We start from the raw sequence: 11,971 nt of genomic DNA on the forward strand, positions 1-11,971 counted from the left end.
GACTCGAAAGGCCTCCATGCAGTCCTGGTCCGTCCCCGGCGTGCCCACGCTCCCGGCCCATCCGGACACCCTGCGGGTGCACGACACCGCCACCGGCACGCTGCGCCGTCCCGGGAACCCGGAGGGCTCAGCCTCGCTCTACGTCTGCGGCATCACCCCCTATGACGCCACGCACCTGGGCCACGCGAACACCTACGTGGCGTTCGACCTGCTGCACCGCTACTGGCTCGGCGCCGGCCTGGCCGTGACCTACACCCAGAACGTGACCGACGTGGACGACCCGCTCCTGGAGCGGGCCACGGCCACGGACGTGGACTGGCAGTGGCTCGCCGAGCAGCAGACGGACCTGTTCCGCTCGGACATGACCGCCCTCAACGTGCTCCCGCCGCACCACTACCTCGGCGTCACGGAGACGGTCCCCGCCGTCGTGGAGGGCGTCCAGGCGCTCGTGGACGCGGGCCTGGGGTACACCGTGCCGGGCCGGGACGGCGAGCCGGACGGGGACGTCTACTTCGACACCCGCGCCGCCGAGCGGACCACCGGCTGGCGCCTCGGCTCGGTCGGGGCGCACACGGACGCCGAGATGGCCGAGATCTTCCCGGAGCGCGGCGGCGACCCGCAGCGTCCGGGCAAGCGGGATCCGCTCGACCCGCTGCTGTGGCGCGTGCACCGCGAGGGCGAGCCTGTCTGGGACGGCGGCCCGCTCGGCCGCGGCCGTCCCGGCTGGCACATCGAGTGCTCGGTGATCGCCCGCCGGACGCTGCCGGCTCCGTTCACGGTCCAGGCCGGCGGCTCGGACCTGCGCTTCCCGCACCACGAGTTCTCCGCCGCGCACGCCACCGGCATCGACGGCAAGGACCTCGCCCACACCTACCTGCACTCCGGCATGGTCGCCCTGGACGGGCAGAAGATGTCCAAGTCACTGGGCAACCTCGAGCTCGTGTCCCGCCTCACCGCCCGCGGCGTCGAGGCGGTGGCCGTCCGTGCCGCGCTGCTGGACCACCACTACCGCTCCGACTGGCAGTGGTCCGAGGACGTGCTCACCCACGCCCAGGAGCGGGTCGCGGCCTGGCGCGCCGCGCTCCTGCAGGACTCCCGCCGGGACGGCGCCGCGGTGCACGCCGCTGTGGTCTCCGCCCTCTCCACAGACCTGGACGCCCCGGCCGCACTGCAGGTGCTGGACGCCTGGGCCGTGGGGGAGCGGCTGCCCGAGGCGGAGCCGATCGGCGCCGGGCAGGACGTGGACGTCGCTGACGTGGCCGACGCCCTGCTGGGCCTGCGCCTGCGCTGAGGTGCCCGCTCAGGAACGACGGCGGCCGCGCAGGTAGCGCTCGAACTCCCGTGCGATGGCCTCGCCCGAGGCGTCCGGCAGCTCGCGTGCGTCGGTGGCCTCCTCGAGCTGCTGCACGTAGGCGGCGATGTCCGCGTCGTCCTGGGCGACCTCGTCCACCGACTGCCGCCACAGCGCCGCGTCCGCCTGGAGCTCGGCGGTGTCCACGGTGACGCCGAGCAGCTCCTCGAGCGCCTCCACCAGGGACAGCTGTGTCTTCGGCGAGGGCGACTGGGCCACGTAGTGCGGGACCATGCCCCACAGGGAGAGCGTCGGCAGGCCGGATCGCGCGGCGGTGTCCGTGACCACCCCCACGATGCCGGTAGGCCCCTCATAGGTCGGCTGGTCTGCACCGACGGCGACGCGCACATCCCCCATCGGCGAGGAGGCCCGGGCGGGCATCGGACGGGTGTGGGGCACGTCGGCCAGCAGCGCACCCACGACCACCAGGGCGTCCACGCCCTCGTCTGCGGCCACCTGCAGGATCTCCTGGGTGAAGGCACGCCAGCGCACGTTCGGCTCGACGCCCGAGCACAGCAGCAGCTGCAGCCCGTCCGCGCCGCACTCCTCGGTGGAGACCGGACGTCCGTCGGCGTCCAGCACCGCCTCGTGGACGTGCATGGCGGGCCACTCGATGGTGCCCATGCCGTCCGCATCGCGCCGCACGGTGGGGCGGGTGACCTGGAAGTCGTAGTACTCGCCGGTGCAGACGTCCGCGCGCTGGAAGGCCTCCCACTGGCGGACGAGCGTCTCCAGGGCGCTGGTGGCGGCCTGGCCGGCGTCGTTCCACCCCTCGAAGGCCACGAGCATGACGCGCGGCGCCCGCGCGCCCGACTCCACGGCGGGCACCGTGGCGGTCAGGTAGGCGCGCAGCGGGCCGAGCTCGTCGTCGGTCCTCTCGGTGGACTCCACTTCACTCATGGACGCCACCCTAGACGGTCGGCCCCTGGCCTAGGATGGGCTCATGCCCTCCGCCTCCCACCGGAACGCCCTGCCGGACGCCGTCCTCTGGGACATGGACGGCACCCTCGTGGACACCGAGCCGCTGTGGAACGGCGTGCAGCGGCGCCTCGTCGCCGCGCACGGCGGCACCTGGACCGACGAGCTGGCCGCCTCGCTCGTCGGCCAGGCCCTGGACGTCGGCGCCCGCCGACTGCAGGCCGCCGGCCTCGACCTGCCGGAGGAGGAGATCATCGCGGTGACCATGGAGGAGGTCGCTCGCGGCGTTGCGGCGGACACCCCCTGGCGCCCCGGTGCCCGTCAGCTGCTCGTCGAGCTCGGCGAAGCCGGTGTCCCCTGCGCCCTGGTGACCATGTCCCATGCCCCGTTGGCACAGACCCTGCTGGACGTCGCCCCCGCCGGGGTGCTGGAGCTGTCCGTCACCGGCGACGAGGTCTCCCGCGGCAAGCCCGACCCCGAGGCCTACACCCTCGCCCTGTCCCGTCTGCGGGCGCGCCACCGGGACCTCGACCCTGCCCGCTGCGTGGCGGTGGAGGACTCGCCGGTGGGCGTCCGCGCCGCCATGGCCGCCGGTCTGACCACCGTCGGCGTGCCCAGCGTGCTGCCCCTGGATCCGGACGCGGCCACCGTCCGGTGGGACACCCTGGCGGGCCGCACGGTCGCCGATCTCGCCGCCGTCCTGCCGGGCGCCGCCGCCGGATCCGCGGCGGATTCCTCGTGACCGGTACCTCCGCGGGCCTGCGCCTGGGCAGCCTGGGCGGAGCCCCCATCGTCGTCGGCTGGGCGTGGCTGCTCATCGGCGCCGCCGTGCTGGTGATCTTCGGGCCCTCCCTGCAGCGGGCGGACCCGTCGCTGGGCAGGGCCGCCTACGCCGTCGCCGGCGGCTATGTGCTCGTCCTGGCCGTCTCCGTGCTGATCCACGAGCTCGCGCACGCCGCCGTCGGTGCCGCCCACGGCTCCCGGCCGGAGGCGATCGAACTGTCCGGCTGGGGCGGGCACACCCAGTTCGTCCGCGCCGTGGACCGGCCGCTCGGCTCCGTGCTCACCGCACTGGCGGGCCCCGCGGCCAACCTCGTGCTCGCCGGCCTCGCCCACGCCGCCGGCACCCTCGCGGCCCCGGGCACCGTCACGGCGCTGCTGCTGTCGATGGCGGCCACCGCGAACCTGTTGCTGGCCGCCTTCAACGTCCTGCCCGGCCTGCCGCTGGACGGCGGCCGCATGATCGAGTCGGCGGTCTGGGCCGCCACCGGCTCCCGGCCCCGCGGCACCGTGGCCGCCGGCTGGGCCGGTCGTGTCCTCGCCACCGGCCTGGTCCTCGGCGGGATCGCCGTCCCGCTGCTGACGGACGCCCGCCCCGGCCTCGGTGTCGTGGCCCTCACGGTCCTGGTGGGCGTGAGCCTGTACCGTGGCGCGGACGCAGCGATCGCCTCCGCACGCTGGCAGGACCGCGCCGCCCGCATCACCGTCGGGGACCTGATGCTCCCGGCCGTCCTCCTCGCCCCGGACGCCACCGTGGCGGACGCCGAGGCCGCGCTGCGGACCGGGGGCACCGCCGTCGTGCTGGAGCCGGCGGTCGGCGAGGGCACGACGACGGCCGCACCGGCCGTCGTCGACGTCCAGGCCGTGCGGCGCGTGCCGCAGGCACGGCGGGCACTGACCCCCGCCACGGCGGTCGCCGCCGCCCTCCCGGCCTCCGCGGTGCTCCGTCTGGGCACCGATCCGGAGTCCGGACCCGACTTGATCGACCGTCTCGCCGCCACGGACACTGCGGTGTGGGCGGTCGTCCGCCCCGACGGCCGTGTGCTGGGCATCCTTCCGCGCGCCGCCGTCCTGAACGCCCTCGAGCACAGCCCGCCGAGGCACCGAAGGAGAACACCGAAGTGACCGAGCAGACCCCCACGCCCGCACCCACCGGCGTGAGCGCCCGCCGCGGGCCCCTGCGCGCCGGACAGCGGGTGCAGATCAAGGACGCCAAGGGCCGGCTGAACACGATCACCCTCATCCCGGGAGGGCAGTTCCACAGCTACCAGGGCGTGCTGCGGCACGACGACCTGATCGGCGGTCCGGAGGGCGTGGTGGTGCAGAACAGCTCGGGCCACGACTACCAGGTGCTCCGCCCCCTGCTGAACGACTTCGTGCTCTCCATGCCGCGCGGGGCCACGGTGGTGTACCCCAAGGACGCCGGGCAGATCGTGCAGCAGGCGGACATCTTCCCGGGCGCGGTGGTGGTGGAGGCCGGGGTCGGCTCCGGTGCCCTGTCCATGTCCCTGCTGCGTGCGATCGGCGACGCAGGCCGGCTGCACTCCTACGAGCGCCGCGAGGACTTCGCCGAGATCGCCCGTGCCAACGTGGAGTCCTTCTTCGGTGCCGCGCACCCGGCCTGGTCCATCCACGTCGGAGACGCCCAGGAGAAGATGCTCCAGGTGCACGAGCCGCACTCCGTGGACCGCGTGGTCCTGGACATGCTCGCCCCCTGGGAGTGCGTGGATGCCGTCGCCACCGTCCTGGCCCCCGGCGGCGTGTGGCTCACCTACGTGGCCACCGCCACCCAGCTCTCCCGCGTGGCCGAGGCGATCCGCGAGTCCGGGAAGTTCACCCAGATCGAGGCGAACGAGACTCTCGTGCGCGGCTGGCACCTGGACGGCTTGGCCGTGCGCCCGGACCACCGCATGGTGGCCCACACCGGGTTCCTGCTGACCGCCCGCCGCCTGGCTTCCGGGCAGGAGGCGCTGAGGATGAAGCGCCGCCTGAAGGTCTCCGAGTTCAAGGACGAGGACGTGGAGGCCTGGACTCCCTCGGACGAGTCCCGCTGGACGCCCCAGGCCCTCGGCGAGCGCGTGGTCACGGACAAGAAGGCCCGCAAGAACCTCAAGGAGGCCCGTCTCACCGCCCGCCGTGCCGCCGAGGCCGAGCAGGGTGTGGACGCGCACGGCAACCCTGCCTGAGCCCCCACCTCAGCCCACGAGGAGGACCGATGAGTCAGAACGACCCCACCACCGGCACCGCCGAGGAGCGCGCGGCCGAGCTCGGCCGCATGCTCGCCGACGCACAGGGCACCGCGGAGCGGCTGCGCCTGCAGCTGGAGTCCGCGCAGCGTCACGCCTCGAAGCAGTCTGAGCTGCGCCGTGCCGCCGAGGCCCAGCTGCAGACCGCGGGCCGCAACAACAGGCGCATGGTCGAGCTGCTCGAGGACACCCGTGAGGAGATCACCACCCTCAAGGACGCCCTTGAGGCCACCACGCGCCCGCCGTTCCTCTACGCCCTGCTGGAACAGGTCCACCTGCCCCGACAGCCGCGCGAGGGCGTGGAGTCCGCCGCGGTGGTGCGCGGGGGAGCGGACGTGGTGCTCAACGGCCGCCGCATGCGTGTGGCCGTCTCCCCGCTGCTGGACGCCACGAAGCTGGTGCCGGGCTCGGAGGTGCTGCTGGACGAGACCCAGTCCGTCGTGGGCATCGCCGATTCGGTGCGTGCGGGGCAGATCCTGCGCGTCAAGGAGGTCCTGGACTCCGGCGACCTGGTGGTGGCCGGCGCCGCGGACGAGGAGCGCGTGGTGCGTCGCAGCCCGGCCCTGGCGGAGGCGGACCTGCGCCACGGCGACGCCGTCACCGTGGACCCCCGCCAGGAGTGGGCCCTGCAGACCGTGGTGCTCTCCGAGGTGGAGGACGTCCTGCTGGAACAGACCCCGGACGTCTCCTTCGCGGACATCGGCGGTCTCGGCGCCCAGATCGAGCGCATCCGGGAGGCGGTGGAGGTCCCGTTCCTGCACCCCGGGCTCTACGCCGAGCACGGCCTGCGGGCGCCGAAGGGCATCATGCTCTACGGCCCGCCCGGCACCGGCAAGACCATGCTGGCCAAGGCCGTCGCCTCCTCGCTGTCCGCCCGCTCCACCGCGCAGCAGCCGGCCGTGTTCCTCAACATCAAGGGGCCGGAGCTGCTGAACAAGTATGTGGGCGAGACCGAGCGCCACATCCGCATCATCTTCGAGCGGGCCCGGGAGAAGGCCTCCGCGGGGGCGCCGGTGGTGGTGTTCTTCGACGAGATGGAGTCCCTGTTCCGCACCCGCGGCTCCGGCGTCTCCTCGGACGTGGAGACGACGATCGTGCCGCAGCTGCTCGCGGAGATCGACGGCGTCGAGTCCCTGGGGAACGTGATCGTCATCGGCGCCTCGAACCGTGAGGACATGATCGACCCGGCCGTGCTGCGTCCCGGCCGCCTGGACGTCAAGGTCCGCATCGACCGCCCGGACCGCACCGGCGCCGCCGAGATCATGGGCAAGCACCTCACCGCGGCCATCCCGCTGCACGACGAGGAGGTGGAGGACGCCGGCTCCGCCGAGCAGGCACGTGCCGACCTGATCGAGCGCACCATGGACGCCCTCTACGAGCGCAGCCCGCGCACGGCCCTGGCCGAGCTCACGGACGCCGCCGGCGGCACCGCCGTCCTCTACCTGGCGGACCTGGTCTCCGGCGCCGTGGTGGCGGACGTGGTGGACCGGGCAAAGCGCCACGCCGTCCGGGACCTGCTCGCCGCTGGCGAGGACCCCGCCGCCCGCGGGGTGCGCGCCGTGCACCTGCTGAAGGCTGTGGACGGCGTGCTGGCGGATCAGGCCGACCTGCTCGCCACCGTCTCCCCGGCAGAGTGGGCCCGCACCTCCGGCTGGCGCGGCCCGCACCTGACGGGCCTGACCATGCTGACCGGATCCTCCTCCGGCGGCGTCGCCCGGGAGGCGGGAGCATGAGCCCGGTGCAGCCGACGACCCCGGCGCCGTCCCGCGTGTTCCCGGCCTTCCGGGGCCAGCGCCCGCTGTTCCCGGACACCATGCCCTCCGGACTGGAGGAGCCGCCGAACGGCCGCGACGCCGCCGGCTGGGGTGTCCGGCGCGTCATGGGGACCGAGACCGAGTTCGGCACCCACGCCCCGGCCAACCCGCAGGCCCACCACACCGTGCTCTCCCTCGAGCTGGTGAACGCCTACGCGGACATGGCCACCCGAGCCGGCACGCCGGTGGCCGGCACCGAATGGGACTACTCGGCCGAGTCCCCGCTGGTGGACGCCCGCGGCTGGCGCATGCCCCGCTCGGCCGCCCATCCGTCCCAGCTCACCGACGAGGCCATCACGGGCCAGGACGGCGAGCCGATCCACCTGCTCGTGAACACCGTCCTGGCCAACGGTGCCCGCTGGTACGTGGACCACGCCCATCCCGAGTACTCCTCGCCGGAGACCACCACCCCCCGCGACGCCATGGTCTGGGACGCCGCCGGAGACCTGGTGGCCCAGGACGCGGCGGACCACATCGCCGCCGGCGAGGGCAGCCCCGAGGTGCGGATCTACAAGAACAACGTGGACGGCAAGGGCGCCTCCTACGGCGCGCACGAGAACTACCTCGTGGCCCGCGCCCTGGACTTCGACGAGCTCACCGCCGTCCTGCTGCCGTTCTTCACCGCCCGCCAGGTGCTCGTCGGTGCCGGCCGCGTGGGCATCGGCCCGGACGGGTCCACGCCCGGCTTCCAGCTGTCCCAGCGCGCCGACTACTTCGAGGAGCAGGTGGGGCTGGAGACCACCATCCACCGGCCCATCGTCAACACCCGCGACGAGCCGCACGCCGTCCACGACGCCTACCGGCGCCTGCACGTGATCATCGGCGACGCCACCCTGTCCCAGCACGCCACCTGGCTGCGGATGGGCATGACCGCCCTGGTGCTCGCCCTGGCCGAGGCCGGCACCGCCCCGCGCATCGAGCTCGAGGATCCGGTGGCCGCCCTCCAGACCATCAGCCGGGACCCGTCCCTGCAGGCGGCGGTGCCCGCCGCCGTGGTGCACGACGACGGCACCCGCCACCGTGCGTCGCTCACTGGCATCGACATCCTCCGGGCCTACCTCGATGCCGCCGAGGCCCACTGTGCCGCCCACGGCGTGGATGACGCGGCCACCGCCGAGGTGCTCGCGGCCTGGCGGCAGGACCTCGACGACGCCGCCGCGGATCCCCTGTCCCTGGCCGACCGGGCCGACTGGGCCGCCAAGCTGCGCCTGCTCGAGGGCATGCGCGCCCGCACAGGCTCGGACTGGTCCGACCCCCGCCTGGGCATGCTCGACCTGCAGTACACGGACCTGGCCCCCTCCCGCTCCCTGCACCGGCGGCTGGTCACAGCCGGCCATCTGCGGGTGCTGGCGGACGAGGACGAGGTGCGGGCCGCCGTCGGGACTGCGCCGACGACCACCCGTGCCTGGCTCCGCGGCGGCCTGGTCTCCCGGCATGCGCGCCAGGTGGTGGGCGCCGCCTGGGACAACGTGCTGCTGCGCCCCCAGGAGGGCGACCGCCTGCACCGGGTGCCGCTGGTCGAGCCGCTGCGGGGCCGGGCCGCCGACCTGCCCGGATGGTGGGGCGAGGACGGCCGCACCCCCGACGCGGCCGAGCTGATGCGCACGCTCACGGCCCTGACGGGCGCGTTCTGAGCGCGTAGGCTCGGACCAGACCCTCACCCCACGCCAGAGGAGGACCCCATGGCCCAGGAGCGCATCCATCACCAGAAGCAGGGCGGCGGCGACGGCGGCGAGGACGCCGGCCTGCAGCAGCAGGCCCAGCAGTCCTCCACCGCGCCCAGTGCCGACCTGGACGGGCTGCTGGACGAGATCGACACCGTCCTCGAGGCCAACGCCGAGGAGTTCGTCAAGGGCTTCGTGCAGAAGGGCGGCCAGTGAACGACCGCCGCATCTTCGGGCTCGAGACCGAGTACGGGGTGCAGCACTGGCACCCTGAGGGACGTCGCCTGAGTCCCGAGGAGGTCGCCCGGTACCTCTTCCGCCCCGTCGTGGAGTGGGGCCGCTCCTCCAACGTGTTCGTGGAGAACGGCTCACGCCTCTACCTCGACGTGGGCTCACACCCCGAGTACGCCACCGCCGAGTGCTCCACGATCGACGAGCTGCTCGCCTCGGACGCCGCCGGCGACGAGATCATGCGGGAGCTGATCGCCCAGGCCGAGGAGCGCATGCACGCCGACGGCATCGAGGGCTCGGTGTACCTCTACCGGAACAACGCCGACTCGGCCGGCAGCTCCTACGGCTCCCACGAGAACTACCTGTTGCGCCGCCGCAGTGAGTACCGGCGCCTCACCGAGGCGCTCGTGCCGTTCCTCGTGTCCCGGCAGATCCTCGTCGGCGCCGGCCGCGTGGTGCCCGCCGGCGTGTGGCCGGAGGGCCAGGGGCAGGCCCACTACGCCTTCTCGCAGCGTGCCGACTTCGTGCAGGAGGGCGTGTCCTCCTCCACCACCCGGTCCCGGCCGATCATCAACACCCGCGACGAGCCCCACGCCGACGCCTCCCGCTACCGCCGGCTGCACGTGATCGTGGGCGACTCGAACCTCTCCGAGCACACCCACCTGCTGCGCTTCGGCGCCACTGACCTGATGCTCCGCATGATCGAGTCCGGCTGGCCTCTCGGGGACAAGGAGATGCCCCATCCGACCCTCGCGATCCGCCGGGCCAGCCACGACCTCACCGGCACCGCCCCGCTTCAGCTGCGCGACGGGGCCGCCTCGGCACTCGAGCTCCAGGAGCACTACCTCGAGCGCGCCCACGCGTTCGTCGAGCGTCACGGGGCCCACCACGACCGCGTCGATCAGGTCCTGGACCTCTGGGAGGAGGTCCTGGAGGCCGTCCGCTCCCAGGACACCAGCGGCATCGACACCCGGATCGACTGGGCCATCAAGCTCCGCCTCCTCGAGGACTACCGCGCCCGCCACGGGCTCGACTGGTCCTCGCCCCGGCTGGCGCAGCTCGACCTGGCGTTCCACGACCTCGCCCGGGGCCGCGGCCTGTTCCAGGTGCTGCTCGAGCGCGGCCGCGTGGACCGCGTGATCGACCCTGCCGCGGCCCGGCGTGCCCGCACCGAGCCCCCGTCCGGCACCCGCGCCGCCGTGCGTGCCGCGTTCATCCGCCGGGCCCGCGAGCGTCAGCTCGCGTACGCCGTGGACTGGACCACGATGAAGCTCAACGAACACCCCCTGCACGTCATCTCCATGAAGGACCCCTTCGACACGTCCACCACGGCCGTGGAGAGGCTGTTCGACGGCGTGGTGGATCCAGCCTGAGTCCAGACTCCGTGGGTATGTTGGAGTCCATGACTTCCATCATTCCGCTGGGCCGCTCCCGCAGGCCCCTGACCGCCCTGTCCATGTCCCTGGCGGCGCTGCTGCTGGCCACCGCCTGTGCCGGCGAGGACGCACCCGCCGAGGGCGACTCGCCGTCCGGCGCCGAGGCCTCGGCCGCCGGCCCCGCCGAGAGCGGCGACGGCGGCGAGAAGGACGCCGAGGGCGACGACGAGGACTACACGCGGGCCGAGGCCGGCACCGGCGTGGGCCAGACCGACAAGCTCGAGGCTGTGTCCCTGTCCGCCGCGGACGGCGAGGAGCCGGTGGTGCAGGCCGACACCCCGATCAAGGCCGACGAGGTCTCCACCCGCGTGCTGAAGACCTCCGATCGCGAGCCGGCGAAGGACGGCGACCTCGTCACCGTCTCCACCGTGGCCGTGAACCCGGAGGACGGAGAGGTCATGGGGGAGAACTTCTCCACCGGTCCCGAGGTCGTCATGCTCAACCAGCGCCTGAAGGATGCCAACCAGGAGCTGTACCGGATGCTGCGCACCAGCGCCCCGGGCGCGGAGGTCGCGTACTACATCCCCGAACAGAAGGCCGAGAAGGGTGAGGACGGCCAGCCGCAGGGCCAGGACATGCCCGCCGCGCTCTACGTCTTCCGCGTGAACGACATCCTGCCGACCGAGGCGCAGGGCGAGGAGGTCACCGACCTCGACGACTCCCTCCCGAAGGTCACCGTGGACAAGGAGTCCGGCCACCCGAAGATCCAGAAGCCCTCCGGCGACGCCCCGAAGGACCTCAAGGTGCAGCCCCTCATCCAGGGCGAGGGCGAGGAGGTCGGCGAGCACGACCAGGTCACCGTCCAGTACACCGGCGTCACCTGGTCCGAGGGCAAGACCTTCGACAGCTCCTGGGAAAAGGGCGGCGATCCGGCCACCTTCTCGCTCGACGGTGTCATCGAGGGCTGGAAGGAGGGCCTGGCCGGACAGAAGGTCGGCTCTCGCGTGCTGGTCTCCGTGCCGTCCGAGAAGGCCTACGGCGAGGCCGGCAGTCCGCCGAACATCGGCAAGAACGAGGACCTGCTGTTCGTCGTGGACATCCTGCACACCCAGGCTCCGGCCCAGCCCCAGCAGGACGACTCCGAGGACTCGGACCGCTGACACCCGTCACCTGAGAAGAGGAACACCCCCATGTCATTCGGACAGCGCAACTACGACCGCACGAAGCCCGAGGTGGACTTCCCGGGCGACACCCCGCCCACCGAGCTCGTCGTCGAAGACCTCATCGCCGGCTCGGGCAAGGCCGTCGAGGCCGGGTCCCGCGTCCAGGTCCACTACGTGGGCGTGGCCTGGTCCACCGGTGAGGAGTTCGACGCCTCCTGGAACCGCGGCACCCCCCTGCCGCTGACCGTCGGCGTCGGCCAGGTCATCGCCGGCTGGGACCAGGGGCTGCTCGGCATGAAGGTCGGCGGCCGCCGCCGTCTCGAGATCCCGCCGCACCTGGGCTACGGCGCCCGCGGTGCCGGCTCGGCCATCGGTCCGAACGAGACGCTGATCTTCGTCTGCGATCTCGTCTCGGTCGACTGACGACC

The 11,971-nt window shown here is 73.2% G+C and carries 11 protein-coding genes; 10 read left to right on the forward strand and 1 reads right to left on the reverse strand.

The genetic code is table 11. From position 1 onward, the window contains the following. The first annotated feature begins 16 nt into the window (after positions 1–16). A complete protein-coding gene (gene mshC, locus CEQ11_RS07935) occupies positions 17–1,291 on the forward strand; it encodes a cysteine--1-D-myo-inosityl 2-amino-2-deoxy-alpha-D-glucopyranoside ligase (protein ID WP_067190736.1) in 1,275 nt (424 codons plus the stop codon). A 9-nt stretch (positions 1,292–1,300) separates the two neighbouring features. On the opposite strand, the gene CEQ11_RS07940 is transcribed toward mshC, so the two are convergent. Next, positions 1,301–2,251 carry a PAC2 family protein gene (locus CEQ11_RS07940; protein WP_067190739.1) on the reverse strand — a complete coding sequence of 317 codons (951 nt, stop codon included), beginning with the start codon at positions 2,249–2,251 and terminating at the stop codon, positions 1,301–1,303. Positions 2,252–2,294: 43 nt separating this feature from the next. Between CEQ11_RS07940 and CEQ11_RS07945 the strand changes: the two genes are divergently transcribed. The 9 genes from CEQ11_RS07945 to CEQ11_RS07985 are packed head-to-tail and all read left to right on the forward strand — an operon-like array spanning position 2,295 to position 11,966. Next, complete coding sequence (locus CEQ11_RS07945) at positions 2,295–3,011, forward strand: HAD family phosphatase (RefSeq protein ID WP_067190559.1); 717 nt, start codon at positions 2,295–2,297, stop codon at positions 3,009–3,011. Continuing rightward, positions 3,008–4,174, forward strand: coding sequence for a site-2 protease family protein (locus tag CEQ11_RS07950; protein ID WP_088478264.1), 1,167 nt, complete (start codon positions 3,008–3,010; stop codon positions 4,172–4,174). The genes CEQ11_RS07945 and CEQ11_RS07950 overlap by 4 nt, the downstream gene beginning before the upstream one ends. Then, entirely contained in the window at positions 4,171–5,235 is a 1,065-nt protein-coding gene (locus CEQ11_RS07955; RefSeq protein WP_067190563.1) for a tRNA (adenine-N1)-methyltransferase, read from the forward strand. The genes CEQ11_RS07950 and CEQ11_RS07955 overlap by 4 nt, the downstream gene beginning before the upstream one ends. Positions 5,236–5,264: 29 nt before the next feature. Beyond that, positions 5,265–7,028: a proteasome ATPase gene (arc, locus tag CEQ11_RS07960; RefSeq protein WP_067190565.1), complete on the forward strand. Its 1,764-nt coding sequence runs from the start codon at positions 5,265–5,267 to the stop codon at positions 7,026–7,028. Next, the gene (gene dop, locus CEQ11_RS07965; protein ID WP_088478265.1) at positions 7,025–8,743 is read left to right on the forward strand and encodes a depupylase/deamidase Dop; all 1,719 of its coding nucleotides are present in this window, start codon (positions 7,025–7,027) and stop codon (positions 8,741–8,743) included. Before arc ends, dop begins: the two co-directional genes overlap by 4 nt. 48 nt (positions 8,744–8,791) lie before the next feature. Next, positions 8,792–8,989, forward strand: a complete 198-nt coding sequence (locus CEQ11_RS07970; RefSeq protein WP_067190569.1) for a ubiquitin-like protein Pup — start codon at positions 8,792–8,794, stop codon at positions 8,987–8,989. Continuing rightward, the gene (pafA, locus tag CEQ11_RS07975) at positions 8,986–10,377 is read left to right on the forward strand and encodes a Pup--protein ligase (protein ID WP_067190571.1); all 1,392 of its coding nucleotides are present in this window, start codon (positions 8,986–8,988) and stop codon (positions 10,375–10,377) included. Before CEQ11_RS07970 ends, pafA begins: the two co-directional genes overlap by 4 nt. A gap of 29 nt (positions 10,378–10,406) precedes the next feature. Next, a complete protein-coding gene (locus CEQ11_RS07980) occupies positions 10,407–11,540 on the forward strand; it encodes an FKBP-type peptidyl-prolyl cis-trans isomerase (protein ID WP_227718805.1) in 1,134 nt (377 codons plus the stop codon). A 30-nt stretch (positions 11,541–11,570) separates the two neighbouring features. After that, complete coding sequence (locus CEQ11_RS07985; protein ID WP_067190578.1) at positions 11,571–11,966, forward strand: FKBP-type peptidyl-prolyl cis-trans isomerase; 396 nt, start codon at positions 11,571–11,573, stop codon at positions 11,964–11,966. Positions 11,967–11,971: the final 5 nt, after the last annotated feature.

The sequence above is a fragment of the Micrococcus sp. FDAARGOS_333 genome (genome assembly GCF_002206575.2).
Taxonomy (GTDB): domain Bacteria; phylum Actinomycetota; class Actinomycetes; order Actinomycetales; family Micrococcaceae; genus Micrococcus; species Micrococcus lylae.